Source organism: Streptomyces saintjeani (genome assembly GCF_055409605.1).
Map to the genome: position 1 here is coordinate 3535122 of NZ_CP189624.1, position 26414 is coordinate 3561535.

Sequence of the window (26414 nt, forward strand, 5' to 3'; positions counted from 1 at the left end):
ACGGGCGTCGGGGGTCGTGCGGTCCGTAGAGCGTAAGGCGCAAAACCCCCCTTCGCTCCGTTGCCAGGGGCCGTTGTGGGCGAACTCACCTGCGGTGTCACCGGTTCGGCTGGAAGTGGGGCGTGTGGGGATCGCGAGAGGGCGCGCGGCGGATCGCGCGCGCCGGTACCGTCGTCCTCATGGACACGTCCTGGTGGCTGGCGCTCGCGGCGGTGGTGCTGCTCGCGCTCGTCGCCACGCTCGTCGACGGCTGGGGCCGCTCGGGCCGCCCGCCCCGCCGTCCGGCGCGCTCCCGTACGGACGCCGATCCGCGCCCGGCGGAGATCTGGGTGGCGGACGGTCACCGTTTCCTGGTGCTGAGCGTGCACGCGGGGTACGCCACGGTCGCGCGGATCAGCGGGAAGTTCCGCGACGAGCGGTCGGGGGTGATTCCGCTGCCGCCCGGCGCCGTGGGGGACGCGGGGGGCCGGGCGAGTTTCCTGGAGACCGACGAGCTGCTCGACGTACCGGTGGGGGATCTGCGGCACCGGGTGGGGGTGGTGGACCCGGCCCTGTGGGACCAGGTCCGGCACCTGACCTGAAGTACTACGGGTATTACGGGTACTACGGGGCTTACGGGTACTACGGGTACTACGCCCAGAGTTGACCCTGGAGCGTCTCGATCGCTTCCTCGGTCGTCGCCGCCGTGTACACCCCCGTCGAGAGGTACTTCCACCCACCGTCCGCGACGACGAAGACGATGTCGGCGGACTCCCCCGCGGCCACGGCCTTCTTGCCGACGCCGATCGCGGCGTGCAGGGCCGCGCCGGTGGAGACCCCGGCGAAGATGCCCTCCTGCTGGAGCAGCTCGCGCGTACGGGTGACGGCGTCCGCCGAGCCGACGGAGAAGCGGGTGGTGAGGACGGAGGCGTCGTACAGCTCGGGTACGAAGCCCTCGTCGAGGTTGCGCAGCCCGTAGACGAGGTCGTCGTAGCGCGGCTCGGCGGCGACGATCCGTACGTCCGGCTTGTGTTCGCGCAGGTAGCGGCCGACGCCCATCAGGGTGCCCGTCGTGCCGAGTCCGGCGACGAAGTGGGTGATCGAGGGGAGGTCCGCGAGGACCTCGGGGCCGGTCGTGGCGTAGTGGGCGCCCGCGTTGTCGGGGTTCCCGTACTGGTACAGCATCACCCAGTCGGGGTGCTCGGCGGCGAGTTCCTTCGCCACGCGTACGGCGGTGTTGGAGCCGCCGGCCGCCGGGGACGGGATGATCTCGGCGCCCCACATCGCGAGCAGCTCGCGGCGTTCCTGGGAGGTGTTCTCGGGCATCACGCACACCATGCGGTAGCCCTTGAGGCGGGCCGCCATGGCGAGCGAGATGCCGGTGTTGCCGCTGGTGGGCTCCAGGATCGTGCAGCCGGGGGTGAGGCGTCCGTCCTTCTCCGCCCGCTCGATCATGTGCAGCGCGGGGCGGTCCTTGACGGAGCCAGTGGGGTTGCGGTCCTCCAGCTTGGCCCAGATGGAGACCTCGGGGGACGGCGACAGCCGCGGCAGGCGCACCAGGGGGGTGTTGCCCACCGCGGCCAGCGGGGAGTCGTAGCGCATACCGGTATCAGGCCATGCCGCCGGCGACGGCCGGCAGGATCGTCACCGTGTCGCCGTCGGCCAGCTTGGTGTTGATGCCGTCGACGAAGCGGACGTCCTCGTCGTTGAGGTAGACGTTGACGAAGCGGCGCAGCTTGCCGTCGTCCACGATGCGGGCCTGGATGCCCGAGTGCCGCGTCTCCAGGTCGGAGAACAGGTCGGCGAGGGTCTCCCCGGCGCCCTCGACGGCCTTCGCGCCGTCGGTGTACTGGCGGAGGATGGTGGGGATGCGGACCTCGATGGCCATGGCTCAGGGCTCCTGTCGGAAGGTGGGCGGCGCAGGGACGTGCGAGTGAGGCGCCTAGTCCCTGAGGACTACGGCGCGGGCAGGGCCGGCGTCAGATGGCGGCGGCGCACCTGCACAGGTCGACGTGCAGCCGCGCCACGAGCAGCTCGCCCGGCGTCCTCGTGCTCACGTCGTTCACAACCATGGGCTCATCGTATCGATTCCCGTCCGGCCTTCGGGAAGACGCTTCCACATGGCGGACGGATTACGACCAGTACCTGAGATGTACCCGGGTACTACGCCGACTCCCGCACCACCAGCCTCGTCGGCACCACCACCGAGCCCCTGTCTCCAGGGGTCCTTCCCTCGTACACCGCCCCGCACAGCAGCTCCGCCATCAGCCGGCCCATGCCCTCGACGTCCTGATGGACGGTCGTCAGGGGCGGGACCGTCGCCTCGGCGATCTGTGTGAGGTCGTCGAAGCCGACGACGGCGACGTCCTCGGGGACGCGGCGGCCCCGATCGCGCAGGGCCTGGAGGACGCCGACGGCCATCAGGTCGGAGGCGGCGAAGACCGCGTCGAGGTCGGGGCGCCGGTCGAGGAGCGTGTGCATGGCGAGGGCCGCGCCGTGCTCGGTGTAGTCCGCGCGTTCGGTGAGCGCGGGGTCGGCGCCGGGGAGGACGTCGCGGTACCCGGCGAGGCGGTCGTCGGCGGAGGGCTCCTGGTCGTAGGGGCCGGTGACGGTGGCGATCCGGGTGCGGCCGAGCGCGCGCAGGTGGGTGACCGCCTGCCGGGCGCCGTCGCGGTTGTCGCAGTCGACATGGACGTACGCGGTGTCGTCGGCGCCCGCGCGCGAGCGGCCCCCGAAGACGGCGGGCAGGCCGGTGCGGGCGATGAGGGCGCCGAGGTGGTCGTCGGGGCGCAGGGAGAACAGGATCGCGCCGTCGACGTGGCCGCCGCCGAGGTAGTCGGCGACGCGCGCGTGGTCGTCGGGTTCGTCGAGGAACAGCAGGACGGCCTGGGCGCCGTGCCGGGTGAGTTCGCGGCGGATCCCGCGCAGGAGGCAGTCGAAGAAGGGGTCCATGAACAGGCGGTCCTGCGGCTGGGTGGCCACCACGGCGACCGCGCCCGTGCGCCGGGTGACGAGCTGGCGGGCGGCCTGGTTCGGGACGTACCCGAGGTCCGCGATCACCTCGCGGACCTTGTCGATCACCTCGGCGCGGACCTTCGGCGCTCCGTTGAGGACTCTCGACACCGTCGTCCTGGACACTCCGGCCCGGCGGGCGACATCCTCGATCGTGGGGCGCCGTGCTTGCGTCAACACCGTCTCCGACTGGGTGAGTTGGGCTGCGTACGGCTCAACTCGGGCCGTACGCAGTCAGTATGACGCGACGACCGTGACCTCTTCCTCGGTGATCTCGCCGTCCACGATGCGGAACGAGCGGAACTGGAAAGGGCCGTTGCCGTCGGTGTCGGCGGTGGAGACGAGGACGTAGTGGGCGCCGGGTTCGTTGGCGTAGGTGACATCCGTGCGGGAGGGGTACGCCTCGGTCGCGGTGTGGGAGTGGTAGATGACGACGGGTTCCTCGTCGCGGTCGTCCAGCTCGCGGTACAGCTTGAGCAGGTCGCCGGAGTCGAACTCGTAGAACGTGGGCGACATGGCCGCGTTCAGCATCGGGACGAACCGCTCCGGGCGGTCCGACCCGGCCGGGCCCGCGACGACTCCGCACGCCTCGTCGGGGTGGTCCTTGCGGGCGTGGGCGACGATCTGGTCGTGGAGGGCCTGGGTGATGGTCAGCATGGTCGCCAGGATAAGCAGAGGACCCCGTAGTACCGAGGGGTGGTACTACGGGGTCCGGATGCCGGACGGCGGCGGTCGGCGGGGGCGTCGTGGGTATTACCCGGGTAGTACCCAGGTCCCGTACCCCCGTCGCTCCGGAGAGCTAGCCCACCTTGTCGTACGCGCGCTCCGTGACCTCCGGGCTCGCCTTCTTCAGTACGGCCCAGCCGATGCCCAGCGCGGCCACCCACCCGGCCATGACGTACAGGCAGATCCGCGCGTCGGCGTCGTACGCGATGATCCCCGTCACGAACAGCAGGAAGACGATGGCGATCCAGCTGCACACCGAGCCGCCCGGAGCCGGGAAGGAGGAGGCCGGCAGCCGGCCCGCGACCACGGCGCGGCGGTACAGGACGTGGCTGATCAGGATCATCAGCCAGGTCCAGATACCGGCGGCGGTCGCGACGGACGTCACGTACCCGAACGCCTTCTCCGGGACCACGTAGTTGAGGACGACGCCGATCCCCATGAAGAGCACGGAGATGGTGATACCGAAGGCCGGGGTCTTCGTGGACGACAGCTTCTTGAAGACGGCCGGGGCCTCGCCGTTGTCCGCGAGGGTACGCAGCATGCGACCTGTGGAGTACATACCCGAGTTGCAGGACGACAGGGCGGCCGTGAGGACTACGAAGTTGACGATGCCCGCGCCCGCCGGGATGCCGATCTTCGCGAACGCCTCGACGAACGGCGAGACGCCGGGCTGGAACTCGGTCCACTTGACGATGCACAGGATGACGGTGAGCGCGCCGACGTAGAAGAGGGCGATGCGCCACGGCAGCGTGTTGATGGCCTTGGGCAGGGTCTTCTCGGGGTCCTCGGACTCACCGGCCGTGACGCCGACCAGCTCGACGGCGAGGTAGGCGAACATGACGCCCTGGAGGGTCATGAGGGAGGAGCCGATGCCCTTGGGGAAGAAGCCGTCGAAGGCCCACAGGTTGGAGACGGCGGCGGTGTCGCCCGCGCTGCTGAAGCCGAAGGTCAGCACGCCGAGGCCGATGACGATCATGCCGATCAGGGCGGTGACCTTGACCATGGAGAACCAGAACTCCAGCTCGCCGAAGAGCTTCACGGAGATCAGGTTGACGCCGAAGAGGACCACCAGGAACACCAGCGCCGTCACCCATCGGGGGATCGCCGGGAACCAGTAGTTGACGTAGATCGCGGCGGCGGTCAGCTCGGCCATGCCGGTGACCACCCACATCAGCCAGTACGTCCAGCCGGTGAGATAGCCGAAGAACGGGCCGAGGAACTCGCGGGAGTACTCCGCGAAGGAGCCCGATACGGGCCGGTAGAGCAGGAGTTCGCCGAGCGCCCGCATGATGAAGAAGATGATCACGCCGGCGAGGGCGTACATCAGGATGAGGCTGGGGCCGGCCTTGGCGATGTTGGCCCCGGCGCCGAGGAAGAGGCCGACGCCGATGGCGCCGCCGATGGCGATCATCTGCACCTGACGGCTGCCGAGCCCGCGCTCGTAGCCTTCCTCGGGTGCCTTGTCCGTGCCGCCGTTCTCTGTGTCGACCTGAGCGGAGGTCATGTGTGGTGCGCCTTTCTCCATGCCGATCCGGGCCTCTCGTCGACCACGGATCGGGTTTCGATCCCCCCGGAACTGCTGGAGCGGGCGGGCCTGGGGGCCTGCCCTTGCCTGGCCGGCGATCGAGCCGGCTCGGTGGCGCACCCGGCGGCGCATACGGATGGTGCGCGCCGGGCGGTCGTGAAGATTTATCACGACTGCAATATCAATTACCGGTGCTGGATGTGGCGCACCCCACAGGAAGAAGCGGACGAACGGCTCACTCGGCGACCAAAACCGGCCGGGCCGGTGACGGGATCGTTATCCGGATTTGAGGGCCTTCTGAGCAAGGGTGTAACCGGTTACATCCGAGGTATGACGTCAGGGCATCAGCGTGCCGACGAGGGTCTCCTGGAGTCCGCCGAGCCAGAGGTACGCCATGACCATCGGCTTGCGCGGGTCGTCGTCCGGGAGGTGGTAGAGGACGTCGGTGTCGTCCTCGGCGGTGATGTCGAGGCGTGAACCGATCGCCAGGCGCAGGTCGTTGAGGGCGCCGAGCCACTTGCGGGAGTCGTCGGTGGTCAGCTTGAGGACGGCGCCGTCCGCGTCCAGCGCGTCGAGGGAGCGGACGACGGCGAGCGCGTTCTCGCGCTTGCCCGCGCGCAGGTCGTTCTCGGTGAACCGGCGGAACTCCGAGGAGTACTCCTTCTGCCGCTCCTTCTGCCGGTCGGTCCCCTCGGGGTCGGTGTAGGCGTCCGGGAAGAGGCGCAGCAGCACCGGGTCGGACGGCGGCTCGCTCGGTCCCTCGGCGAAGAGTTCGGCGAGCGGGTCGGCGGAGGCGTCCTCGGCGGGGCCGGGGCCGATCAGCTCCAGGAGCTGGACCGCCAGCGAGCGGATGATCGAGATCTCGACGTCGTCGAGTGCGACGGCCGCGCCGCCGCCGGGGAGCGGTTCGAAGATGCCTGGCATGAAACCGGTCGTAGCACTTTCGGCGTAGGGGGTGGAGGGACTGCGGGGGCTTACTTGCGGTCCTGCTGGAGCGTCGCCCACAGCCCGTACCCGTGCATGGCCTGCACGTCCCGCTCCATCTCCTCACGGGTGCCGTTGGAGACGACCGCGCGGCCCTTGTGGTGGACGTCGAGCATGAGCTTGGCGGCCTTGTCCTTGCTGTAGCCGAAGTACGTCTGGAAGACGTACGCGACGTAGCTCATGAGGTTGACGGGGTCGTTGTGCACGATCGTGACCCAGGGGACGTCGGGCTCCGCCACGGCGAAGACCTCCTCCACCGTTTCGGTGCGTTCGATCTCTGCGGGAGCGGGTGACGTCACAGGCCCCATGCTGCCACGCGACCCCGAAATCGTCACACTGACGAAATGGGAGTACGATCCGCTGCATGAACCCTGCGGACCTTGGGCTGCCGGTCGACGTCCCGTCCACGGCGCTCTTCACCGACCAGTACGAGCTGACGATGCTGCGGGCCGCGCTGAAGGCGGGCACCGCCGAGCGGCGCAGCGTGTTCGAGGTCTTCACCCGGCGCCTGCCCGAGGGCCGCCGCTACGGCGTGGTCGCCGGCACCGGCCGGGTCCTGGACGCCGTCGAGAACTTCCGCTTCGACGCCGGGGTCATCGGCTTCCTGCGGGAGCGGAGCATCGTCGACGACGAGACGCTCGACTGGCTGGCGTCGTACCGCTTCTCCGGGGACATCTGGGGCTACCCCGAAGGTCAGGTGTACTTCCCTGGCTCTCCGGTACTACGGGTGGAGGGCTCGTTCGCGGAGTGCGTGCTCCTCGAAACGGTGATCCTCTCCATCCTCAACCACGACTCCGCGATCGCCGCCGCCGCGTCCCGGATGTCCTCGGCGGCGGGCGGGCGCCCGCTGATCGAGATGGGCGCGCGCCGGACGCACGAGCTGGCCGCCGTCGCCGCCGCCCGCGCCGCGTACGTCGGCGGCTTCACCACCACCTCCGACCTCGCCGCCGGTTTCCGCTACGGCATCCCGACCGTCGGCACCAGCGCGCACGCCTTCACGCTGCTCCACGACACCGAGCGCGACGCCTTCCGCGCGCAGGTCGACTCCCTCGGCAGGGGTACGACGCTCCTCGTCGACACGTACGACGTCGCCGAGGCCGTCCGTACCGCCGTAGAGGTAGCCGGACCCGAACTCGGCGCCGTCCGCATCGACTCGGGGGACCTGCTCCTCGTGGCGCATCGCGTACGACAGCAGCTGGACGCGCTGGGCGCGACGGATACGCGGATCATCGTCACCTCCGACCTCGACGAGTACGCCATCGCGTCGCTCGCGGCGGCTCCGGTGGACGCGTACGGGGTCGGGACGCAGCTCGTCACGGGGTCCGGGCACCCGACCTGTTCCATGGTCTACAAGCTGGTCGCGCGCGCGGAGTCCGCCGACCCGAAGGCGCCTCTGGTGTCCGTGGCCAAGAAGTCCTCCGGGGGGAAGACCTCGCTGGGGGGACGGAAGTGGGCGGCCCGTCGGTCGGACGCGGACGGCGTCGCCGAGGCCGAGGTCGTCGGTACGGGGCCGGTGCCGGCCGAACTCGCCGACCAGCAGCTCCTCGTGGAGCTCGTGAAGGGGGGCGAGGTGGTCGGGCGTGAGCCTCTGGACGTAGTACGTGAGCGGCATATCGCCGTCCGTGCCAGGCTGCCCCTGTCCGCTACACAGCTCTCGCGAGGGGAACCGGTTCTTCCGACGGAGTACCTCGTGGGGAGGTCGGGTAGTTAGGGCGGTGTGCCGCTCCCGGGCGGTGTCATACCCCCCGTACCCCAGCCGTAGCACCGTAGAGCCAGAGCCCCTCTCCCCCAGCCGATTGACTCCCCCCATAGCCGAAGGGCACCGACCATGCGCCGCGCACTGATCGTCGTAGACGTGCAGAACGATTTCTGTGAGGGGGGCAGCCTCGCGGTCTCCGGTGGTGCCGATGTCGCCGCCGCCATCACCGAGTTGATCGGGCAGGCCGGGGGGACCGGGTACCGGCACGTCGTCGCCACCCGCGACCACCACATCGCGCCCGGCGGGCACTTCGCCGACGACCCCGACTTCGTGACCTCCTGGCCGGCGCACTGTGTCGCGGGGACCGAGGGGGTCGGGTTCCATCCCAACTTCGCGCCCGCCGTGGCCTCCGGCGCGATCGACGCCGTCTTCGACAAGGGGACGTACTCGGCCGCGTACAGCGGGTTCGAGGGGGTGGACGAGAACGGGGTGTCCCTCGCGGACTGGCTGCGGGAGCGGCGGATCGACGAGGTCGACGTCGTGGGGATCGCCACGGATCACTGTGTGCGGGCCACCGCGCTGGACTCGGCGCGGGAGGGGTTCCGTACCCAGGTACTGCTCGATCTGACGGCCGGGGTGGCGAAGGAGACGACCGAGCGGGCGGTGGAGGAGCTGCGGGGGGCCGGGGTGGAGCTGACGGGTAAGCCTGTGGTGTGAGGGGTTGTGGTGTGAAGGGGTGTGGCATGAGGGGCGGTACTACGCCTCGGGTATTACGCCCGGGGTATTAACCCTCGGGTACTACCTCTGGGGTACGACCTCTGGGGTACGACCCCGGTTTCCCCGGCTGAGCGGTGGGGCAGGATCGGCAGGCACACCGTGATCGAGCAGAGGAAGGGGCCGTAGATGCCGCAGCAGGGGACCGTCAAGTGGTTCAACGGGGAGAAGGGGTTCGGGTTCATCTCTCCGGACGACGGCGGCTCGGACGTCTTCGTGCACTACTCCGCGATCCAGGGGACCGGGTTCCGGAACCTGGACGAGAACCAGCGGGTGGAGTTCGAGGTGACGCAGGGGCAGCGGGGGCCGCAGGCCGGGGAAGTCCGCGCGGTCTAGTACCTCGTTTCCTTCTGGGCCGACGCCGACCGATGAGTTTTCATCGTCCGGTGAGTCTTCATCGGTGTTGTTGCCGTCGGCACAGGAGGAACCCATGCCTCAGCTCTTGCGCGTCCAGAACTTCAACGTCTCCAGCGACGGGGTCGGCGCGGGTGAGAACCAGTCGCTGGAACACCCCTTCGGTGACGCGGTCGATCCCGGGCAGCTCTTCGCGTGGGCCGGGGCGACGGCGAGCTGGCCGAACCGTACGGACCCCGGCGGCACGCGTGGCCTCGACGACTATCTGACCCGGGACTTCAGGAACAACATCGGCGCCGAGATCATGGGCCGCAACAAGTTCGGCCCCCAGCGCGGGCCTTGGACCGACCATGAGTGGCAGGGCTGGTGGGGCGACGAACCCCCCTTCCGCACACCGGTGTTCGTGATGACCCACCATCCGCGCCCCTCCATCACCCTCTCCGACACGACGTTCCACTTCGTCTCGGGCGACCCGGCCTCGATCCTCGCGCAGGCCCGCGAGGCCGCCGCGGGCAAGGACGTCCGCCTCGGGGGTGGCGTCTCGACGGTCCGCCAGTTCCTCGAAGCCGACCTGGTCGACACGCTCCATGTCGCCGTGTCCCCGCTGAAGTTGGGGGCGGGTCTACGCCTGTGGGACTCGCCGGACGAGCTGCTGGACCGCTTCCACCTGGAGGTCGTGCCGAGTCCGAGCGGGGTCGCGCATCACTTGTTCTGGCGGAAGTGACACCAACTCGCCACCGACAATGGGTCCATGACTCTCCTGGCCGCCGCCGTCATCGTCCACGACAAGTCCGCCGGTCGCGTCGCCCTGCTCCAACGCGGCCAACACGCCAAGTTCGGCCGGGGGTTGTGGGATCTACCGGCCGGCAAGGGTGAGCCCGGCGAACCCATCACCACCACCGCCGTACGGGAGTTGTACGAGGAGACCGGGTTGAGGGTGCGTCCCGATTCACTCCAGGTCGCCCATGTCGTCCACGGCGCCTGGGGAGTCGAGGCACCCGACGGTTTCCTCGTGGTCGTCTTCGTCGTGCACGAATGGAGCGGCGAGCTTCAGAACCGCGAGCCGGACAAGCATGCGCGGGTGTGCTGGGTCGATACGGAGGCTGTACCCGGGGAGTTCGTGGAGGCATCGCGAGAGGCGCTCCAGGGGTACTTCGCGGGTAGCTCTCAGGTATCACTGGCCGGGTGGGAGTAGGCCCTACCCGGCCACCAGGGACAGAGTCAGCGCCGACCAGGGTCGGGCTTACGGTGCCTGTGTCCATACGCTTCCATCCCTACGCGGCTTCGACTCCGCTTGGGATATCGCAGGTGCCGTTCTCGGTCACACGCAGCCGCGCGGCCCATGCCAGCACTTCGATCAGGTGCTCGACACAGAGTCCGACGCGAGGTTCGGGTTGCACCAGGGCAGTTGCCAAGCCGTTGGCGTTGCGTTCCACCGCCCACCTGTGATCGAGGCCGGTGAAGTCGTCGTCGATCCAAATGACGGGGGCGTCACCGAGCCACGTGTCCACGTGGTCGCGTTTCCAGAGGTAGCCGTTGGGGTGGCTGGTGGTGATCCGGGGACGCGGGAGGTCTACGTACGGCAGGCGCGGGAGGTTGAGCAGCGGGCCGATCAGGGTGGTGGCGTCCTGGCGCCAACTGGTGCACCAGACAGGGGTGATCAGGCCGGATCGGATCACTTGCGTGAGCAAGGGGCCGTGCACGGGGTTGAGCCAGATGGTGACAGGGTTGTCGGGGGTTCGGCCTGTCGGGACGACGTCGTGGCGTGTGTGGGTGGCCGGGGTGGTCCCGTCGGCCTGGGGGAAGGGGATCAGGACACCGTCGACGTCGAGGAGCAGGTAGGGCGGACGCATCGGTTTCTCCCTGGTGTCAGGACTTGCGCGCGGTGATGAGCAAGGTGGCGTGGAACTCCTGGGCCGAGGTGAGCCGGAAGCCGACGCGGCTGAGGTGTTTCTCCCAGCGGTCGGTGTCGAACTCCCAGCGAGCGAGAGGAAGTCGGGTGTGGTCGGGGAGGGTGATGTGGTCGCGGCGAGGCCGGTCGTCGTCGGAGAGGGTCCGGCCACAGCGGAGCGGGTGAGGAACGGAGAAGACGAACACCCGTCCGCGCGTGAGGCGATACGCGATGGCCTGGAGCAGGAACTCGGGGGCGACGAGTCCTACGGCGCCGAAGACGGAGTAGATCGCGTCGAACTGCTCGTGGGAAGCATGCAGTTGGTGCAGGGCATGGTCAGTGACGAACGTGAGGTTGTTCAGCCGTCCGTAGTGGGAACGGGCGCGGTGGACCTGGAGGCCGGTCAGGTCGACGCCGGTGACGTGTGCGCCGTGGCGGTCGGCGAGGTGAGCGGCGTTGTGACCGGAGCCGCAGCCGAGTTCCAGCAGCCGCTTGCCGCGCAGGTCGGGGCCGAGGATCTCCGCGCCGGGTCCGGTGCCGGGCTTCGTGGTCCATTCCATCCGGGCAGGTACGGCGAGAGGGCCGGTGGCGGTGCGCTGGAGGGCGTAGGCGTACCACGGGGACGCCTCGGCGAGCACGTCAGATCTCCAGGAGGTGGAGGACGTCGGTGAGGTGGCGGCGTACGGCCTTGACGTACGCGGGGTCGGTGGCCGGGTCGGCGATCCAGCGGACGGCCTGCTCCATGAACCACTCGACGGCCCACATGCGGTGCCAGCCCAGCGCCCAGTTCTCGGCGGCGAGCCCACCGCGCGCGCCGAGGGCGTCGGGGGTGCCGCCGGCGGTGACGTACTGCTCCAGGAGGACCCGCAGGCGTACGGGGTCGGGGGCGCCGACGGTGCCGTGCCAACTGGCGAGGTCGAGCAGGCCGGGGCCGGTGAAGGCACGGGCGAAGTCCAGCAGCTGCCAGCCGCGCTCGCCGATGTGGAGGCTGGTGGGGTGGAACTCGGAGTGCACCCAACCGAAGGGTTCCCGTATCGCTCCGGCCGAGCGGGCCTCGGCAGCCCGCGCGATCATGCCGAGCGCGTCCTCGACTTCGTCCGCGTCCTGCCACCGGTCGGCCTTGCGGAGCCGTTCGAGATGCTCCAGCGCCAGGGTCGGCAGGGAGCACAGCCGTTGCTGGTCGAGGACGGGCAGGGAGGCAGCCGTACGTGTGCTGTGCAGGACCACGGCCGCAGCAACGCCGTCGAGGTCGTCGGCCTGACGGACGGACGGTCCGAAGTCCTCCATGAGCATGCCGAGCCAGCCGTCGAGGACGGCGGAGGCGTGGACCTGGGGGACGGGGACACCGAGGGTGCGGGCCAGGCGCAGGGCCTGGTCCTCGGTGTCGAAGGGCTTCTTGGCGTACTTGAAGATTGCGGTGGTGCCGTCGGGGAAAGTGACGCGCTCGACGCCGGACATGGACCACACTCGCACTTCTTCCCGTGCGGCGGTGGTCCGGCCGGTCGCGGTGAGCAGGTGGTCGAGGAGTTCGGCGCTGGGGTTGATGGTCATCTGTGGGCTCCGGAAGGTGAGGGCGGTGTCCGGGGCTGGCGAAAGGTGTCCGCCAGCCCCGGAGTCTTACGCAGCGGGGTTCACTCGGTGCGCGTAGACCTGCTCGATCCAGCCCGCCTTGAAAGCGGCGAGGTCGTCACGGAAGTCGGCCATCGAGGCACCGTAGGGCGCGACCACGCCGCCGGTCTGGTCCGGCACGGACTGGCAGCCGTGCACGAGCCGTCCTCCGAGCGCGGCGTGGGCTTTGATGGACTCGATGCGGCGGTGCTCGTTGAACCAGCCGCCGTGGTAGACCTCGTCGAGCATCCCGCCCGTCTCGTCGTCCAGGTCGAAGACGACGGAGGTGGCGGCGGGGAAGAACCAGCACGGGCCGACGTTGGAGATGCGCCCGTCCAGTTCCACCTTGTTCAGCGCCATGAGCGTGGCCGCCTCGCGGAGCATCCGCAGGTGCTCGGCCGTGATCTGCGGCAGACCGAGGCCGGCCAGGTGCTCGTCACGGAACAGGTACGCGTACACCTCGTACGCGGTGGCCAGGACACGGGCGGCGTCCGAGGTGGACTCGGCGTGAGCCTTGATGAAGTCCAGCGCGAGCTGCTCGACCGCACTCTCGGTCGTCTCATCCAGGTCCAGGAGCTGGGACTTGACCAGCTCCCAGTCGGTGACGAGCCAGGTATTGGACTCGAAGCGGAAGAAGTACTCGACCGGGTCGATGGTGATGCGCGGGCCGTCGACGCGGATGCCGGGCAGGCGGCTCCAGCGCTCGTCGAACGCCTCGGGCAGTACGACCGTGATGGCCGCGGTGTCGATGGTGGTCACCGTGTCTCCGTCTCTGATCGGGGTGAGGGACTCGGGGAGTGTCCGGCCGACGAGAAAGCGACCCCTGTCGTCGCGTTCGCTCCCGGATCACCCACCTCCTCCGTACGCTTTGCGGGGATGACGAAAAAGGTAGAAAGACACGTCTGTCTCTTGAAGTGACCGCCAGTACAGGTGGTTTGCTCCACGCGGCTCGGATGGGACCTTTATGCGGCTGAACCCGCCACGAACCCTGACCGTCGGTACGAGTAAGGCATCCCGCGCCCGAATCGGGCTGATCAGCGGGTACGTCCTGCGGACGATCCGTGAGCAACAGGGCCGCACTCAGGACGAAGCAGCCGAGTTCCTGAAGGTGTCGCAGGACACGGTCGCGGGGTGGGAGACAGGCAGGCGCCCCCTGACCGCCGTTCCCGTCGGGCAGATGCACGGCCTGCGTCACCGGCTGATGCGCATGGGTACCCCTCCGGCTCTCTTGCAAGTACTGGAGAGGGCGTTGGAGGCGGACACTCTTCTGGGGGAAATCCTCGACGAGGAAACGCCCGTCGAAGACAGCCCGCTCGGCGCCATGGTGATGCGGCGCGACCTCGCCGAGGTACTGGTCTGGCCACTCACCGGAGTCCTGCCCGAGCCCGTACGCGGCCTCCCGGCACCAAGCCGTCCGCGTCGAGGCCCTGCACCTTCCGTATTGGATCTCGGCATCGCCGACAGGCAGGTCTTCTTCGAGCGGGTGCGGCGCACGGCAGAGCAAGCGAGCGACAGCAGGTTTCTCTTACGCCGCCAGGCCCTCTACCTGAGCGGCTACGACACCGCCGGCGACACCGACGCCTGGCTCACGCACCAGCAGCGCACCGAGCGACCGGGGAACTGGCTCTCGGTCTGGCTCAACTCCCGCAGCGTCGCGACCGTCGCCGCCCGCCAGGGTGACCGCGACCGTATGAGCCACTTCATCGACTCCTCGCTCTTGGACGACGACGCCGGTGAGGCCGCCAACCTCGCGTACTGGGCCTACTGGGTCGGTGAGACCTCCGCCCCTCAGTTGTCGGACGACTTCATCGCGGACGGTTCCCTCGAAATATGGCCCGGAGGCAAGCTTCTCGCTCACTTGTCGGCCGGTATCGCTCCCCGGCACGACTATGTGGAGCTGAGCATTCACAGCGTGTGGGCCCTGCTTCAGATACGGCCTGACCTGATCCGCTCCGGGGCAGCCGCCCGTTCCCTGCACGAGCGCCTTCCGATCATGTTGGGTAGCCAGGAGGTCTCACTGAGCGGCAAACGCGAGTTGGAGAGCCTTCGTTACGCGATCTGGCTCGCCGAGGCGTGAAAGGAACCCGAAGTGGCTGACGCCGAGCTGACCGCAGTCGCGAACTTCCTCTACGAGGCGGGCACCTTGAAGCAAACGAGGCGCACCGGCTGGTGGGTGGTGGGGGTGTAGGACCCGGAGTCCGTCGCGGACCACTCCTGGCGGACCTTGCTCATCGCGACGATCATCGCGAAGCTCGAAGGCGCCGATCCGGCTCGTGCGGCGCTGCTCGCCGTCTAGCACGACTCGCAGGAGACACGTACGGGGGATGTGAACCACCTGGGCAAGAGGTACGGCGCCGGAGAGGCCGATGCTCGGACGGTCACCGCGGATCAAGTCGCCGGAATGCCCGAGGCGTTGGCGGAGACGGTGCGTGAACTGGTCGGCGCGTACGAGGACAAGGAGTCGCCGGAGGCGGTCTGCGCCCGCGATGCCGACAAGCTGGAGTGCATGATCCAGGGCATCGAGTACCGAGACCAGGGGTACGCCAACGCGCAGCGCTGGATCGACAACTCCCGCCGCCGGATCGCCACGGAGAGCGGACAGGCTCTGGCGGACGCGGTGTTGGCGACGGGGTCGTTGGACTGGCTCCGGGCGGCGCTGGGGGAGAGGAGCTGAGGGGAAGGGCGTTGCGTGTTTTAGAAGGTGCCGGTTTCGAGGGCGGTGAGGAGGGCGGGGCGGGAGAAGAGGATGGCGGGGCCGTGGGGGGACTTGCTGTCGCGGATGGCGACGCGGTCTTGGTACGGGGCGAGTTCGACGCAGTTTTCGTGGCCGCCGGATTTCGAAGACTTGCGCCATGTCGCGTCGATCGTTGATGCGTCCGGGATGGAGTGTCGTGACATTGCTATCCGTCCTTGCGGTAGTTCGCGAGGTAGCGCTCGATCAGCTTGCGTGACTCCGGTGCTCGGAGTGAGTCCTTCATCATCAAGCGTCTGAACAGCTTGCTGTACGTCTGGACTTGGCCGGGGTCCTCCAGGAATCTACTGCCGGTGAAGCCTTCCAGGTAGACGATGTCGGACTCCCAGCGCTGGGGGAACGAGAGGATGACGAACGGGCCGAACAGGGCGCCGTGCGATTCCGATCTCTCAGGGAGTACGTGGATGGTGATCGATTGCGCGTAGTCCCTGGACATGTCCAGCAGATATTCGAGTTGGCCGGCCATGACGCGGGGGCCGCCCATGGCGTGGCGGAGTACCGACTCCGAGATGACACTCCAGAGCTCCAGGGGGCTTGCCCGGTCGAATACCTGTCTCCGTTTGTCCCGGATATCGAGCCGCTCCTGACGTTGCACCTCCGTCAATTCCGGCGCGTGCTGATCGAAGACGGCCCGCGTATAGCCGTGGGTCTGCAACAGGCCGGGGATCAGCGAGGTTTCCATGTTGTATTCCTCCGCGGCGTCCGATTCGTAGCCGATGTAGTCGGCGTGCGAAGCACTCACGAAAGAGCGGACGTCGGTGTCCCAACCACGTACGTTTCCCCGTCGGCGCAGGTCGGCGATATAACCACGCAGGCTCTGGTCCTCAACCCGGTACCGGTCCAGCAGTAGCCCCAGGTCGACCTCGCCGATGCCCAGGCGGCCCGACTCGATGCGGCTCAACTTGGACTCCGACCAACCCAGTTCACCAGCGACGGCGTCCTGGCTGCCATGGGCTCCCGCCTCCCTCAGGCCACGAAGTATGGACCCCATCCGCACCTGGCGTGCGGTCGGCTGCGAAATCCGGCGCGTTGCCACGCTCCCCCTCTCTGACGTGATCACCCTTAGCAGAATGCCCGAGTCCGCACGCGGCATGCAACCCAATCACCACTCGAACGAAGGGAATTGGTTGCAGGGTTGCAAACGGTCAAATCCATATTGCAACTCACGCTTGGGAAAACGCGCTGCCGGAATTAGCGTCCTCCTCACCGAACTCTCCGAGGGGGATGCAGCCCATGCCCGAGAATTTCGCCAGCTTCCACTACCCAACCACCAAGCTCGCCGCCGCCCGCGCCCGAACCGACTGCCGCAAGTTCCTCCTCACCTGCGGCACCCCCGTGGACGACGACTTCGCCGGGGAACTCACGCTCGTCGTCGACGAGTTGGTCACCAACGCCGTCACGCACGGCCGCGTACCCGGCACTACGGGACGTCAGGTCCGGCTCTCCATCTCCCGCGACGACGACCTCTTTCGCGTCGAGGTGCGGGATACGCAGAGCGACCGGATGCCGCAACCTTGCAAGGCCGGGCCCGGTGACGAGAGCGGGCGAGGGCTCGCCCTCATCGAGTCGCTCGCCACTTCTTGGGGCGTCACCGGCGAGGTCATCGGCAAGACCGTGTGGGCCGAGAAGATCCTCCCCGCACAAAAGGTCGCCGCCTCCTAGAACCCTGCCGCGCGTACTCCCACCCACGCGCCGCAGGTCAGAGGCTCCCGGGCACCCCCTTCTCGTCCGGTCGAGCCTCCGTCGGCGCCCTGGGCGGTCCGCCCCGCCCGGGGCGCCGGTGTCACCGGGAACCCCGCACATCGGGAAACCCCGTACCCCGACCCCACGGGAACCCCCGCGCCTCGACCCCACGGGAACCCTCACTCCAACCCTCACGAGAACCCCGTACCCCTCTACCCCCACACCCCCGGAGCCGTACCCCCATGAGACGCCTGCTCGCGTCGTTGCTGTCATACCGGCGTCACCGAAGCCGCACCCGTCATACCCGTAGCACCCCCTACATCCACGACCCCTACGTCTCCCCCTCCCCCTACCGGACCCTCGGTCACTCCGCCCTACAACCCCACCCATTTGAACGCAATCCCCCCACCATCCGTGAACCAGGACAACCGCACACCCCCGGCGCCCCACCCCACCCCCCGGTGAAGCGCCCCGGCACGACAGGGGACCCCACGATGACGACCCCTTCCGAACCCCCCGAGAACCCCCCGCACACCCGCGCGGCGAACCTCTACCGCGACTGGCTCATCCACGCCGCATCCTGCAAGGACACGTGCCGCGCGCAGGGCGTGGACTGCGCGGAGGCCCGGCATCTGCGGGAGGAGTACCGGGCGGCGAGCGACGCCGTGCGGGCCTTCCCCGAAGGATGACCCGACCCTCTGGCGCCCCGCCCCTCCCCCCGCCTCCGCACAACTCCCCGTCGGATTACTTGACTTACGCAAGCCCAATCTGGTTGCGTAAGTAAAGCAAATAGATGCCGCACTGAATCTCGACCCCACACGAGAAGCAGGAGACGCCCATGCACCGCGCCCTGATAGTCGGCGCCTCGGCCGCCGGACTCGCCGCCGCGGAGACCCTCTTCCGGGAGAGCTACGAGGGAACGATCACGCTGGTAGGGGACGAGCCCTACGACCCGTACGACCGACCACCCCTCTCGAAACAGGTACTGGCGGGCGAGTGGACACCGGAGAGGGTGAGGCTGCGTACCCCTGAGGAGCTAGGCGGACTAGAACTGCGGCTGGGGAGTCCCGCGACCTCGCTGGACACCGAGGCACGCGTAGTACTTCTGGGGGACGGGTCAGAGATCGAGTACGACGGACTCGTCATCGCCACCGGCGTACGCCCGAAGAAGCTCCCCGGCACCGGTCCCCAGCACGTGATGCGCACGCTGGACGACGCCCTCCGCCTCCGGGAACGCCTCCGCAGCGGACGGCGCCTGGTGGTCGTCGGCGCCGGATTCCTCGGCGCGGAGGTCGCCGCCGTGGCCCGCAAGCTCGGCGCCGAAGTGGTCCTCCTGGAGCCCGCCCCCGTACCGCTGGCGCACGCCGTCGGCGAGGACGTCGGACGCGTGCTGACCGAGGCACACCGGGAGCACGGGGTGGACCTGCGCTGCGGGGTGTCCGTCAGTGAGACCTGCGAGGGAGGGGTACGGCTCGCCGACGGGACGGAGATCAAGGCCGACGACGTCCTCGTGGCGATCGGGGCCCTCCCCAACACCGAGTGGCTCAACAACAGCGGGCTGACGCTGGACTCCGGCGTGGTCTGCGACGAGTACTGCGCCGCCGCGCCCGGCGTGTACGCCGCCGGTGACGTCGCCCGCTGGCACAACCCCCTCTTCGGCACGCCGATGCGCATCGAGCACCGGACGAACGCCGCCGAGCAGGGCATGGCCGCCGCCCGGAACCTCCTGAACCCCGGCGCGCCCAAGGCGTTCGCGCCGGTGCCGTACTTCTGGTCGGACCAGTACGACATGAAGGTGCAGGCGTTCGGCTACCTGCGCGAGCACGACGAGGTCGCCGTGGTGGACGGCTCGCTCGCCGAGCGCCGGTTCATCGCCGCGTACCGCAAGGGCGACCGGCTCGTCGGCGCGCTCGGCGTGGGGATGCCGCCCAAGGCGATCCGGCAGTGGCGGCAGTCCATCGCCGTGTCGGCGGCGTGGGAGGACGCGGTGGCGTCCGTCTGACGGTGCCGCGCCGCCGCCTCCCCACCCACGCCGAGTACCCCCTGAGACCCGTACCCGTACGGCGTAATACCCCTCCCCCCTACCTCCCCCACACACAAGGAGCTCCCCCACCATGACCGCCACCGACGACGTAGTACCCGCCTACCCCTTCGACCAGCCCCAGGCCCTCCAGCCGCCCCGCGAGTGGGCCGAGGCCCGGCAGGGGTGCCCCGTCACCCATGTCCGGATGCCGAGCGGCGACGTCGTCGGGCTGGTCACCGGGTACGACGACGCCCGCGCCCTCCTCTCCGACCCCCGCTTCAACCGCCGCCTCGACAAACCCGGCGCCGCGAAGACGTCGAACACCGAGGACGGCGGCCTCTTCAGCCGGGAGAACGAGGCGACGTCCTCGATGATGGGCGAGGGCCACCGCAGGTACCGGCGCCTGCTGACCTCGGCGTTCACGGTGAAGAAGATGGAGCTGTGGCGCCCGCGCATCCAGGAGATGGCGGACGAGCTGCTGGACGGCATGATCGCCAAGGGCGGCCCGCTCGACCTGCGCACGGAGTTCGCGCTGCCGCTCCCCGTCCGGGTCATCTGCGCACTGGTCGGCGCCCCCGCGAGCGACCAGGACAAGTTCGCGCGCTGGTCCGAGGTCATGATGACGACGACCAAGTACACGCAGGCCGAAGTGGACGAAGCGCTAAGGGAGTTCGGCGCGTACGCCTCCGCGCTCGTCGAGGAGAAGCGCGCGAACCCGCAGGGCGATCTGATCAGCGAGCTGACGCAGATCTCCGACAGCGAGGACGGCCGGCTCAGCCACGCGGAGCTCGTGCAGACGGTCGTCGGCCTGCTGCTGGCGGGCCACGAAACCACCTCGAACATGATCGCCAAGATGACGGCCCTGCTCCTCGCGGACCGCGCGCTGTACGAGGCGATCGTAGACGACCCCTCCCTGGTCCCCGGCGCGGTCGAGGAGTCGCTGCGGCTCGATCCCGTCGGCGGGCTCGGCATCCCGCGCTTCATCACGGAGGACATCGAGGTCGGCGGCAAGCCGGTGCCGGCCGGTACGACCCTGTTCGTCAACCTCAGCGCCGCCGACCGCGACGAGCGCAAGTTCGAGGACCCCGACAGCTTCGACCCCCGCCGCGCCAACGCCCAGCAGCACCTCGCGTTCAGCGCGGGCCCCCGCTTCTGCGTCGGCCAGACCCTCGCGCGCGTCGAGCTCCAGGTCGTCCTCGCGAGCTTCGCACAGCGCCTGCCGGGCCTGCGGCTGCGGGACACGCCGGAGACGCTCAGCATCCGTACGGGGGTCGTGGCGACGGGGCTCGACGAGCTGTGGGTCACCTGGTGAACCGCGCCGAATCAACGACCTGATCCCCCACGCGTACGAAGAAGGAACCCCCACCATGAAGATCACCGTCGACGAAGAGCTGTGCTGCGCGAGCGGTCTGTGCACCGTCCAGGCGGCCGAGGTGTTCGACCAGGACGACGACGGAATCGTCGTCCTCCTGACCGAGGCACCGGGACCTGAGCACCACGACGCCGCCCGGGAAGCCGCCGCCGTCTGCCCGGCCGCCGCCATCCGCATCACCGGATGACTGGATGACCGGGCGACTGGGCCGAGAGCGACCGTAGCTCTCAGGTATTAACCGGTTACTACCGCGCCACCGTCCCGCGCATCAACGCCCTGATCGGATGCCACAGCTCCATCGACCCGTCGGTCCGCCATATCAGCCCGTCGGGATGGTGGAGCACGGCCGTGATCTCGTCCGGCGTCGGGGGCGCGGCGTTACCTCTCAGGTACACCGCGCGCAGCCCCAGGTTGCGCAGCCGGGTCAGGGCGCGGGCCCGGTTCCCGGCGTGGACCAGGACCCGTACGACCGCGTCCGCGACGGCCGGGCTGGGCAGGTTCACGGCCACCACGACGGTGCCTCCGGGCAGCTTCGAGAAGCCTCCTGTGGCCATGCGGTCATACCCCCGTGCGGGTCGGTGTCAATAAGCGGTCCACAGGAGGCACCTAAACACGATCGGCGGCAACCCGCCAGGGGGTTGCCGCCGATACGCCTCTGACCTGCGAAGACGCCGACTACTTCGTCGAGGGCCCGACCTTCACCGTGACCGTCCGGCCGCTCAGCGGCTCGCTCACGATCCTGATGGAGGTGTTGGTGTCAGTGATTTTGACACCGGCGAACGGGGTCGACGCGTCGTAGTAGCTGGAGCGGCCGTCGTCGAAGACCGGGACGCCCGGACGGGCCTTGATCTTCGTCGCGACGCCCGCCTTGTGCAGCGTGAGCGCGTCGGTCGGGTACCAGCTGAAGGTGGAGTCGAAGGACTGGATGCGGTTGCGCATCAGGGTGCCGTCGGACCACTTCAGCGGGGTGGGGTGGGAGTCCACCGGAAGGACCAGACCGGTGCCCGGGTGGGCGCTGGTGTTGTTGTCCTGCTGGGAGGTGTCCCACTTCCAGATGAGCAGACCGTTCTGGTACGGGTAGTGCTCGACCCACTTGTCCTTGGGGGCCGCGAAACCGAAGTTGTACGGGCCTACCTTCAGGGTCTTGTCGTACGACACGTACTGGCGGTTCTCGGCGAGGTAGTACTGGGCGTAGCTGTCCGAGATGGACGCGCCGATCCGGGAGAAGCCGTTCGCGGTCCACGCGGCGTCCGCGCTCTCCGCGTCGTCGGCGAAGACCGTAGCCCCGTCCGCCTTGAGGGTGATCTGGTCGGCCGCGAAGCCCTTGAGGGCCACGCCGCCGTCGGTCTGGTAGCGCAGCCGCAGCGAGATCTGCTTGCCGGCGTACGCGTCGAGCGGGAACGTCAGCTTCTGGTAGGCGTCCACCGACCCCGTGAGGGCCGGACGGCCGCTGCCGTCGCGCGGGATCGCGGTGCCGTCGGCGAGGGTGCCGTCGACCGGGGTGTACGACGCGCCGCCGTCCGTGGAGACCTCGACGTACGCGTAGTCGAAGTCCTTCTCGGTGTCCCACCAGGCGTCCAGGGACAGCGTGGCCGAGGACTTGCCGGTCAGGTCGACCGGGCGGGTCAGGGTGTTGCGCAGGTCGTTGCCGCTGCCGCTCCACCACTGCGTCGCGCCCTGGGCGGGCGGCACGACCTCCGTCGTGACCTGCTTCTCGGGCAGTTGGACGACGACGGCCTGCGGGTTCTTCGTGTTGTACTCGGCAACTCCCAGCTTGTGCGTCGACTTGACGCCCGCCTTGGCCACCTCGTAGTCCAGCCAGCCCAGTTGGAGCTTGTCCCAGGCGTTCATGTCGCCGGGCATGTCACCGATCTCGTTCTTGCCGGTGCCGAGCCAGGAGCCGGACGACATCAGCGTCCAGAAGCCGGTGGAGTTCTCGCCGCCGGCGGTGTCGTAGTGGTCCGGCAGGCCGAGGTCGTGGCCGTACTCGTGGGCGTAGACGCCGAGTCCGCCGTTCTCGGGCTGGATCGTGTAGTCGCCGACCCAGACGCCGGTGTCGCCGATCTGGGCGCCGCCGAGCTTGTTGCCCGCGGGGCCGGTGACGCCCGAGTCGGTGGAGAAGGCGTACCAGCGGTGCGCCCAGATCGCGTCGGTGCCCTGCGCGCCGCCGCCCGCGGACTCGTCCTCGCCGGCGTGCACGATCTGGAAGTGGTCGATGTAGCCGTCGGGTTCGTTGAAGTTCCCGTCGCCGTCGAAGTCGTAGCGGTCCCACTGGTCGTACCCGGCGAGCGTCGACTTGATGACCGCGTCGGAGACCCCGGCGGCCTTCTGTCCGGCGACCCACGCGTTGACGCCGTCCTGAACGGCGTACCAGGCGCCCTGCGGTGCGTCGTTGGAGCCGTAACGGGCTTCGTTGTAGGGGACCTTGACCCAGTCCTGCACGGTGCCGTCGACCGAGTAGCGGCCCGAGGACTGCTTCTCGTAGTACGTCTTCACCGAGGCTTCGCCGTCGCCGAAGTACAGGTCCTGGAAGTGCTCGCGGTGGTAATCGGGCTGCCAGGCCGTCGAGTTGTCGAGGGCGGGGTCGGGCTTGGCTATCTGGTTGTGCAGCGGGCCGGCCGTGCCGCCGTAGCGCGGGTCGACCTGGTCGCCGAACTCGACGAGGATCGTGAAGATCTTGTCGGTCTTCTCGCGGCCCAGCTCGACGTACTTGCTGTCGCCCTTCTTGCCCTTCAGCTGGACGACCTTCGAGCCGTCGCGGTTCTTGACCGCCGCCTCGCCGGATATCACCTGCTTGAGGGCCTCTTCGCGCTGCGCCTCCTGCGTCTTGCTGAGCGGGCCGTCGAAGTCGTGTTCCTTGCTCGCCGCGGGTTGCGGGTCGTGCCGGTCCACCGCCGGGGCCGCCGACGGGCCGTTGTCGGCCGCCTGAGCCACGGCGAACGTCGAGAACGTGGCCGAGGCCGCCGCGAGGGCGACCGCGGTGGCGGCCGTTCTGAACGTCCAGGATCTGCTGGTCACTTGTTGTCCTCCCCTGCACGTACCGACCCGCACCATGGGTGACATGGGCATGACATAGGACATGCCGGACCTGCGCACGGGGGATACGCGTGTATAGCCAAGTGACGCCATTTGACTACTGGTTGAAAAGAAAAGACAGACCTTGACTTACATACAACATATGCATTATTGGATGCTGGCGTTCGCATTGCGGACACATGACTGTTACATCACGGGCGCGCACCCTGGCCCGAACACCTGTTGCCATGACTCCGTGCGCCCCCTGTGCTCCGAGCCCGTGCGTCAGGTCACGCTTACCGTTCGTTCCGCTCGGGCATGCACGCGATTAGAGTCGAGATCTCCCCCGCATCCGAGGACACGATTGCCATGCCTCGTCCGACTGTCGCACAGCTCACGTACGGTACTTGCACCGTCATTCTTTCGACGCTGGCCATGCTGCTGCTGTCAGAGACCAGTTCGGGTCCAGGTGTCGCGGTGATCGCCGTCGCGGCCCTCGCCCTCGGCCTCCTCGTCGCCATGACGGTCCCGGCCAGGTCGCCCCGCACGGCGCGCGCCGCCTCCCCTGTGGTGGCCCGCTCCACGGCCGACCACCCGGCGAAGGAGCCGGTGGCACCCTAGAACTCCCTTCACAGCGACGCTCGTTGTACGGCGCGCCCGCCGTACGGCACAGTGGAGGGCCCGAGTCGAAAGACTCGGGCCCTCCACTGTGCCGTGTGCGCGGCGAGTTGACGCCGGGACGTTAGACGCTCACCACGACCGTCTTCGCCGCCTTGTCGTGCAGGCCCTGTTTGTAGGGCCTGTCGAAGTAGCTCCAGCCGCCCGAGATCAGCGTCCACACGCAGGCGCAGCAGAACGCGAACGGGATCCACAGGACGGCCGCCCGCGCGAGCGACGTCTGCATCGAGGGGTTCGTGCCGTCGGCGAGGTTGGCGACCCGCATGCCGAGCCACTTCTTGCCCAGGGTCTGGCCGGTGCGGGCGGTCAGGACCGTGTCGTACGCCATGTAGAGGACGGCGGCGACGAGCGACTGCCAGAACGACTTGCCGAAGTTCACGTCGTCGCCGCTGACGTCGTACTCGTTGACGCGGAACGCCCAGGTGAGCACGGCGACGACCGCGCCGACGAGGATCATGTCGACGATCCTCGCGAGGGTGCGCCTGCCGCTGGGGGCCAGTGGGGGCATGCCCGCGAGGGGGTCGTTGCCGTGCGGGGCGCCGCCGTAGGGGTCGTTGCCGTAGGGAGGCCCCTGGTAGGGGGTACCTGAGGGGTACCCCCCAGGAGGCTGCTGGCCTCCGTACGGGTTGCCGTAGGGGTCGCCGCCCTGTGACTGGCCGTACGAGGGGGGCTGCTGCTTCCTGAAGGGGTCTTCTTCCGGTGGCTGTCCGCCGGAGCCGGGGGGCGGTTCGGTGGTCATGGCCCGAGTGCACCGCGAAGTGCCCGGCTCCGCATCCGGCGGGAGGCCGTACGAGGGACCGAGTCAGGTAGTCCTGGAGCGGTACGGGGTCATCCCGCCACGAACGTATGTGCGGCCTTGTCGTGCCAGCACTGGCGCCACGGCTTGTCGAACACGCCCCAGACGACGCCCACGGCCCCGACGGCCAGCAGCCCCGGGACGCTGTATACCAGCCAGCGGCGCAGCGCGGCGCCGAAGCTCGGGGGCTCGCCGCCCTCGATGTCCCGCACCTCCAGGCCGAACAGCTTCTTGCCGAGGGTGCGGCCCCACTTCGCGGTGGGCAGCGCCTCGTACAGGACGCCGAAGAGCAGGAGGACGGCGAGGACGATGCCCAGGTAGGCGGAGGTCGTGCCGTCCAGGAGCCAGACAGTGACCGTACGGCCCGACAGCTTCGCCTCGTCGATCTTCGCGTTCACGTGGTCCACGGCTCTGGTACCCAGGGGGAACGCCGCCGCGCCGGTGACGGCCGCGAGGACCAGGGTGTCGACCAGGCGGGCGGCGAAGCGCTTGCCGAGGCCGGCGGGGCGGGCCGCCGCCTGGCGCCGGGCGGCGGCCTGGAAGACGTCCTCCACCGGGGGGCGCCACGGGGTGACGGGCTGGTTCTGGTCGTCGGCGGCGAGCCGGTGGACCTGCTGCGCCCAGGAGTGCGGGCCGCTCGCGGGGGCGGGGGACGGGGAGTCGTCGGTGTCGTGGGGGAAGGCCGGGGCGGGGACCGAGATGCCGGGGGGACGACGGGGGGTGGGGGTACCGGGGGTACCGGGGGACGCCGGGAAGGCGGGGGCGCCGGGTGCGCCGGAGGTATGAGGGGTACCAGGGGTCCCCGGAGCTACGCCGCCGGGGCGGGACGTCGTCGTACCCCCCGTAGTACCCGTAGTACCCGCGCTCACCCCCGCACCGGCCCCCTGCGCCGCAGCCGCCCGCGCAGCCGCCGCCTTCCCCGCGCCGAACCCCGGCTTGGCCGCGGCAGACGCCGGTGCCGTACCCGGGGTCGTCCCCCCGGCGGGACCCGTGCTCCCCCGCTGCTCCCCCGTGCGCGGGACCGGCGCACGGAAGGTGACCGTGCCGTGGTCGCCGGCGGAACCGGACTCATGATCGGCGGGTGGCCCGGCGGGAGCACCAGTACCTGAGGACTGCCCGGGGACCCTGGGGTCCCTGGGCGCGCGGGGGTCGGCGGGCTGCGGGGAGCCCCAGGAGACACGGCGGTCCTGGTCGCCGCCGAAGCCGGACTGGCGGGCGGCGTCGGCGGCCCACGCGGACGCGGGCTCGGGGTCCTCGTCGAAGAAGTGGGGGCCGGTCTCCTCCACGGCGGGCGCCGGGCCGCCGGAGCCCGCCGGGGGTGTGAGCGGGCGGCCGTCCGACGGGGCCGGGCGGCTGGTGCCCGGTACCCAGGCGGCGCCGTTCCAGTACCGGACGTATCCGGGGATGGACGGGTCCGGGTAGTAGCCCTCGCGGGGCCTGTCGTCGCCGGGGGCCGGGGTTGGGGCGCTCATGTCCGTCGTCCCGCTATCTGCTCGGAGGTGGGGTGGGGGCAACCACATCTATCAGACCCGCGCGCGGCCCA

Annotated in this window: 30 protein-coding genes and 1 pseudogene; 14 read left to right on the forward strand and 17 right to left on the reverse strand. The window is 69.3% G+C overall.

The features are described 5' to 3' along the window. Nucleotides 1-179: 179 nt before the first annotated feature. Complete coding sequence (locus ACQCO7_RS15875; protein WP_464072449.1) at nucleotides 180-581, forward strand: type II toxin-antitoxin system PemK/MazF family toxin; 402 nt, start codon at nucleotides 180-182, stop codon at nucleotides 579-581. A gap of 49 nt (nucleotides 582-630) precedes the next feature. Here the strand turns inward: ACQCO7_RS15875 and ACQCO7_RS15880 are convergent, their stop codons facing one another. The 7 genes from ACQCO7_RS15880 to clpS form a co-directional block, all read right to left on the reverse strand. Next, nucleotides 631-1581, reverse strand: a complete 951-nt coding sequence (locus tag ACQCO7_RS15880) for a PLP-dependent cysteine synthase family protein (protein ID WP_464072450.1) — start codon at nucleotides 1579-1581, stop codon at nucleotides 631-633. Between the two features lie 7 nt (nucleotides 1582-1588). Next, a complete protein-coding gene (locus ACQCO7_RS15885) occupies nucleotides 1589-1867 on the reverse strand; it encodes a MoaD/ThiS family protein (RefSeq protein ID WP_075825489.1) in 279 nt (92 codons plus the stop codon). 275 nt (nucleotides 1868-2142) lie between these two features. Continuing rightward, on the reverse strand, nucleotides 2143-3171 hold the full coding sequence (locus tag ACQCO7_RS15890) for a LacI family DNA-binding transcriptional regulator (RefSeq protein ID WP_464072451.1): 1029 nt from the start codon (nucleotides 3169-3171) through the stop codon (nucleotides 2143-2145). Between the two features lie 54 nt (nucleotides 3172-3225). Beyond that, complete coding sequence (locus ACQCO7_RS15895) at nucleotides 3226-3648, reverse strand: M67 family metallopeptidase (protein WP_409115818.1); 423 nt, start codon at nucleotides 3646-3648, stop codon at nucleotides 3226-3228. 142 nt (nucleotides 3649-3790) lie between these two features. Beyond that, nucleotides 3791-5221, reverse strand: a complete 1431-nt coding sequence (locus ACQCO7_RS15900; RefSeq protein ID WP_464072452.1) for an amino acid permease — start codon at nucleotides 5219-5221, stop codon at nucleotides 3791-3793. A gap of 357 nt (nucleotides 5222-5578) precedes the next feature. After that, nucleotides 5579-6166: a DUF2017 domain-containing protein gene (locus ACQCO7_RS15905; protein WP_464072453.1), complete on the reverse strand. Its 588-nt coding sequence runs from the start codon at nucleotides 6164-6166 to the stop codon at nucleotides 5579-5581. 50 nt (nucleotides 6167-6216) lie between these two features. Beyond that, the gene (gene clpS / locus ACQCO7_RS15910) at nucleotides 6217-6534 is read right to left on the reverse strand and encodes an ATP-dependent Clp protease adapter ClpS (protein ID WP_464072454.1); all 318 of its coding nucleotides are present in this window, start codon (nucleotides 6532-6534) and stop codon (nucleotides 6217-6219) included. Nucleotides 6535-6590: 56 nt separating this feature from the next. Here clpS and ACQCO7_RS15915 point away from each other — a divergent pair, with 56 nt between their 5' ends. The 5 genes from ACQCO7_RS15915 (at nucleotide 6591) to ACQCO7_RS15935 (ending at nucleotide 10248) form a co-directional block, all read left to right on the forward strand. After that, nucleotides 6591-7937: a nicotinate phosphoribosyltransferase gene (locus ACQCO7_RS15915; RefSeq protein ID WP_464072455.1), complete on the forward strand. Its 1347-nt coding sequence runs from the start codon at nucleotides 6591-6593 to the stop codon at nucleotides 7935-7937. Between the two features lie 117 nt (nucleotides 7938-8054). Beyond that, entirely contained in the window at nucleotides 8055-8642 is a 588-nt protein-coding gene (locus tag ACQCO7_RS15920; protein WP_409115813.1) for a nicotinamidase, read from the forward strand. Between the two features lie 186 nt (nucleotides 8643-8828). Beyond that, nucleotides 8829-9035: a cold-shock protein gene (locus ACQCO7_RS15925; protein ID WP_010356280.1), complete on the forward strand. Its 207-nt coding sequence runs from the start codon at nucleotides 8829-8831 to the stop codon at nucleotides 9033-9035. A 94-nt stretch (nucleotides 9036-9129) separates the two neighbouring features. Further along, nucleotides 9130-9777, forward strand: coding sequence for a dihydrofolate reductase family protein (locus ACQCO7_RS15930; protein ID WP_464072456.1), 648 nt, complete (start codon nucleotides 9130-9132; stop codon nucleotides 9775-9777). A gap of 27 nt (nucleotides 9778-9804) precedes the next feature. Next, entirely contained in the window at nucleotides 9805-10248 is a 444-nt protein-coding gene (locus ACQCO7_RS15935) for an NUDIX domain-containing protein (protein ID WP_464072457.1), read from the forward strand. Between the two features lie 79 nt (nucleotides 10249-10327). Here ACQCO7_RS15935 and ACQCO7_RS15940 read toward each other — a convergent pair whose 3' ends face one another. The 4 genes from ACQCO7_RS15940 to ACQCO7_RS15955 all read right to left on the reverse strand — a co-directional run bounded on the left by ACQCO7_RS15940 (nucleotide 10328) and on the right by ACQCO7_RS15955 (nucleotide 13311). Next, nucleotides 10328-10906: an HAD domain-containing protein gene (locus ACQCO7_RS15940; protein ID WP_464072458.1), complete on the reverse strand. Its 579-nt coding sequence runs from the start codon at nucleotides 10904-10906 to the stop codon at nucleotides 10328-10330. A gap of 16 nt (nucleotides 10907-10922) precedes the next feature. Further along, nucleotides 10923-11582: a class I SAM-dependent methyltransferase gene (locus ACQCO7_RS15945; protein ID WP_464072459.1), complete on the reverse strand. Its 660-nt coding sequence runs from the start codon at nucleotides 11580-11582 to the stop codon at nucleotides 10923-10925. 1 nt (nucleotide 11583) lies between these two features. Further along, nucleotides 11584-12495, reverse strand: coding sequence for a phosphotransferase family protein (locus ACQCO7_RS15950; protein ID WP_464072460.1), 912 nt, complete (start codon nucleotides 12493-12495; stop codon nucleotides 11584-11586). A gap of 66 nt (nucleotides 12496-12561) precedes the next feature. Continuing rightward, nucleotides 12562-13311, reverse strand: coding sequence for a hypothetical protein (locus ACQCO7_RS15955; RefSeq protein WP_464072461.1), 750 nt, complete (start codon nucleotides 13309-13311; stop codon nucleotides 12562-12564). Nucleotides 13312-13516: 205 nt separating this feature from the next. Between ACQCO7_RS15955 and ACQCO7_RS15960 the strand changes: the two genes are divergently transcribed. Both ACQCO7_RS15960 and ACQCO7_RS15965 read left to right on the forward strand, forming a co-directional pair. Next, a complete protein-coding gene (locus tag ACQCO7_RS15960; protein WP_464072462.1) occupies nucleotides 13517-14629 on the forward strand; it encodes a helix-turn-helix domain-containing protein in 1113 nt (370 codons plus the stop codon). 12 nt (nucleotides 14630-14641) lie between these two features. Beyond that, nucleotides 14642-15226: pseudogene (locus ACQCO7_RS15965) on the forward strand (HD domain-containing protein). Nucleotides 15227-15246: 20 nt separating this feature from the next. On the opposite strand, the gene ACQCO7_RS15970 reads toward ACQCO7_RS15965, so the two are convergent. Both ACQCO7_RS15970 and ACQCO7_RS15975 read right to left on the reverse strand, forming a co-directional pair. Continuing rightward, the gene (locus ACQCO7_RS15970) at nucleotides 15247-15450 is read right to left on the reverse strand and encodes a DUF397 domain-containing protein (protein ID WP_464072463.1); all 204 of its coding nucleotides are present in this window, start codon (nucleotides 15448-15450) and stop codon (nucleotides 15247-15249) included. Nucleotides 15451-15452: 2 nt separating this feature from the next. Next, entirely contained in the window at nucleotides 15453-16397 is a 945-nt protein-coding gene (locus tag ACQCO7_RS15975; RefSeq protein ID WP_464072464.1) for a helix-turn-helix domain-containing protein, read from the reverse strand. Nucleotides 16398-16537: 140 nt separating this feature from the next. Between ACQCO7_RS15975 and ACQCO7_RS15980 the strand changes: the two genes are divergently transcribed. From ACQCO7_RS15980 to ACQCO7_RS16000, 5 genes are all read left to right on the forward strand, one after another. Beyond that, nucleotides 16538-16966 (forward strand): ATP-binding protein, encoded by a 429-nt coding sequence (locus ACQCO7_RS15980; protein WP_464072465.1) that lies wholly within the window; start codon nucleotides 16538-16540, stop codon nucleotides 16964-16966. Nucleotides 16967-17481: 515 nt separating this feature from the next. Then, a complete protein-coding gene (locus ACQCO7_RS15985) occupies nucleotides 17482-17676 on the forward strand; it encodes a hypothetical protein (RefSeq protein ID WP_464072466.1) in 195 nt (64 codons plus the stop codon). A 149-nt stretch (nucleotides 17677-17825) separates the two neighbouring features. Next, nucleotides 17826-18989: an NAD(P)/FAD-dependent oxidoreductase gene (locus ACQCO7_RS15990; protein ID WP_464072467.1), complete on the forward strand. Its 1164-nt coding sequence runs from the start codon at nucleotides 17826-17828 to the stop codon at nucleotides 18987-18989. 112 nt (nucleotides 18990-19101) lie between these two features. Then, nucleotides 19102-20322: a cytochrome P450 gene (locus tag ACQCO7_RS15995; RefSeq protein WP_464072468.1), complete on the forward strand. Its 1221-nt coding sequence runs from the start codon at nucleotides 19102-19104 to the stop codon at nucleotides 20320-20322. A gap of 55 nt (nucleotides 20323-20377) precedes the next feature. After that, nucleotides 20378-20569: a ferredoxin gene (locus ACQCO7_RS16000; RefSeq protein ID WP_464072469.1), complete on the forward strand. Its 192-nt coding sequence runs from the start codon at nucleotides 20378-20380 to the stop codon at nucleotides 20567-20569. Nucleotides 20570-20627: 58 nt separating this feature from the next. On the opposite strand, the gene ACQCO7_RS16005 is transcribed toward ACQCO7_RS16000, so the two are convergent. Both ACQCO7_RS16005 and ACQCO7_RS16010 read right to left on the reverse strand, forming a co-directional pair. Continuing rightward, entirely contained in the window at nucleotides 20628-20936 is a 309-nt protein-coding gene (locus ACQCO7_RS16005) for a hypothetical protein (protein ID WP_075825383.1), read from the reverse strand. Nucleotides 20937-21057: 121 nt separating this feature from the next. Beyond that, complete coding sequence (locus tag ACQCO7_RS16010; RefSeq protein WP_464072470.1) at nucleotides 21058-23400, reverse strand: immune inhibitor A domain-containing protein; 2343 nt, start codon at nucleotides 23398-23400, stop codon at nucleotides 21058-21060. Between the two features lie 366 nt (nucleotides 23401-23766). Here ACQCO7_RS16010 and ACQCO7_RS16015 point away from each other — a divergent pair, with 366 nt between their 5' ends. Continuing rightward, the gene (locus tag ACQCO7_RS16015; protein ID WP_464072471.1) at nucleotides 23767-24018 is read left to right on the forward strand and encodes a hypothetical protein; all 252 of its coding nucleotides are present in this window, start codon (nucleotides 23767-23769) and stop codon (nucleotides 24016-24018) included. Nucleotides 24019-24139: 121 nt separating this feature from the next. Here the strand turns inward: ACQCO7_RS16015 and ACQCO7_RS16020 are convergent, their stop codons facing one another. Both ACQCO7_RS16020 and ACQCO7_RS16025 read right to left on the reverse strand, forming a co-directional pair. Beyond that, nucleotides 24140-24814, reverse strand: coding sequence for an RDD family protein (locus tag ACQCO7_RS16020; RefSeq protein ID WP_464072472.1), 675 nt, complete (start codon nucleotides 24812-24814; stop codon nucleotides 24140-24142). An 89-nt stretch (nucleotides 24815-24903) separates the two neighbouring features. Continuing rightward, a complete protein-coding gene (locus ACQCO7_RS16025) occupies nucleotides 24904-26343 on the reverse strand; it encodes an RDD family protein (protein WP_464072473.1) in 1440 nt (479 codons plus the stop codon). Between the last annotated feature and the right edge of the window lie 71 nt (nucleotides 26344-26414).

Coding starts and splice junctions, on each gene's coding strand:
- clpS (WP_464072454.1), bottom strand. CDS start 6,534: ATGGGGCCTGTGACGTCACCCGCTCCCGCAGAGATCGAACGCACCGAA.
- ACQCO7_RS15925 (WP_010356280.1), top strand. CDS start 8,829: ATGCCGCAGCAGGGGACCGTCAAGTGGTTCAACGGGGAGAAGGGGTTC.
- ACQCO7_RS15995 (WP_464072468.1), top strand. CDS start 19,102: ATGACCGCCACCGACGACGTAGTACCCGCCTACCCCTTCGACCAGCCC.
- ACQCO7_RS15885 (WP_075825489.1), bottom strand. CDS start 1,867: ATGGCCATCGAGGTCCGCATCCCCACCATCCTCCGCCAGTACACCGAC.
- ACQCO7_RS15940 (WP_464072458.1), bottom strand. CDS start 10,906: ATGCGTCCGCCCTACCTGCTCCTCGACGTCGACGGTGTCCTGATCCCC.
- ACQCO7_RS15970 (WP_464072463.1), bottom strand. CDS start 15,450: ATGTCACGACACTCCATCCCGGACGCATCAACGATCGACGCGACATGG.
- ACQCO7_RS15880 (WP_464072450.1), bottom strand. CDS start 1,581: ATGCGCTACGACTCCCCGCTGGCCGCGGTGGGCAACACCCCCCTGGTG.
- ACQCO7_RS15975 (WP_464072464.1), bottom strand. CDS start 16,397: ATGCCGCGTGCGGACTCGGGCATTCTGCTAAGGGTGATCACGTCAGAG.
- ACQCO7_RS16005 (WP_075825383.1), bottom strand. CDS start 20,936: ATGGCCACAGGAGGCTTCTCGAAGCTGCCCGGAGGCACCGTCGTGGTG.
- ACQCO7_RS15920 (WP_409115813.1), top strand. CDS start 8,055: ATGCGCCGCGCACTGATCGTCGTAGACGTGCAGAACGATTTCTGTGAG.
- ACQCO7_RS15985 (WP_464072466.1), top strand. CDS start 17,482: ATGACGACCCCTTCCGAACCCCCCGAGAACCCCCCGCACACCCGCGCG.
- ACQCO7_RS15960 (WP_464072462.1), top strand. CDS start 13,517: ATGCGGCTGAACCCGCCACGAACCCTGACCGTCGGTACGAGTAAGGCA.
- ACQCO7_RS16015 (WP_464072471.1), top strand. CDS start 23,767: ATGCCTCGTCCGACTGTCGCACAGCTCACGTACGGTACTTGCACCGTC.
- ACQCO7_RS15875 (WP_464072449.1), top strand. CDS start 180: ATGGACACGTCCTGGTGGCTGGCGCTCGCGGCGGTGGTGCTGCTCGCG.
- ACQCO7_RS16000 (WP_464072469.1), top strand. CDS start 20,378: ATGAAGATCACCGTCGACGAAGAGCTGTGCTGCGCGAGCGGTCTGTGC.
- ACQCO7_RS15950 (WP_464072460.1), bottom strand. CDS start 12,495: ATGACCATCAACCCCAGCGCCGAACTCCTCGACCACCTGCTCACCGCG.
- ACQCO7_RS15990 (WP_464072467.1), top strand. CDS start 17,826: ATGCACCGCGCCCTGATAGTCGGCGCCTCGGCCGCCGGACTCGCCGCC.
- ACQCO7_RS15935 (WP_464072457.1), top strand. CDS start 9,805: ATGACTCTCCTGGCCGCCGCCGTCATCGTCCACGACAAGTCCGCCGGT.
- ACQCO7_RS15900 (WP_464072452.1), bottom strand. CDS start 5,221: ATGACCTCCGCTCAGGTCGACACAGAGAACGGCGGCACGGACAAGGCA.
- ACQCO7_RS15980 (WP_464072465.1), top strand. CDS start 16,538: ATGCCCGAGAATTTCGCCAGCTTCCACTACCCAACCACCAAGCTCGCC.
- ACQCO7_RS15905 (WP_464072453.1), bottom strand. CDS start 6,166: ATGCCAGGCATCTTCGAACCGCTCCCCGGCGGCGGCGCGGCCGTCGCA.
- ACQCO7_RS16025 (WP_464072473.1), bottom strand. CDS start 26,343: ATGAGCGCCCCAACCCCGGCCCCCGGCGACGACAGGCCCCGCGAGGGC.
- ACQCO7_RS15930 (WP_464072456.1), top strand. CDS start 9,130: ATGCCTCAGCTCTTGCGCGTCCAGAACTTCAACGTCTCCAGCGACGGG.
- ACQCO7_RS16020 (WP_464072472.1), bottom strand. CDS start 24,814: ATGACCACCGAACCGCCCCCCGGCTCCGGCGGACAGCCACCGGAAGAA.
- ACQCO7_RS15915 (WP_464072455.1), top strand. CDS start 6,591: ATGAACCCTGCGGACCTTGGGCTGCCGGTCGACGTCCCGTCCACGGCG.
- ACQCO7_RS15895 (WP_409115818.1), bottom strand. CDS start 3,648: ATGCTGACCATCACCCAGGCCCTCCACGACCAGATCGTCGCCCACGCC.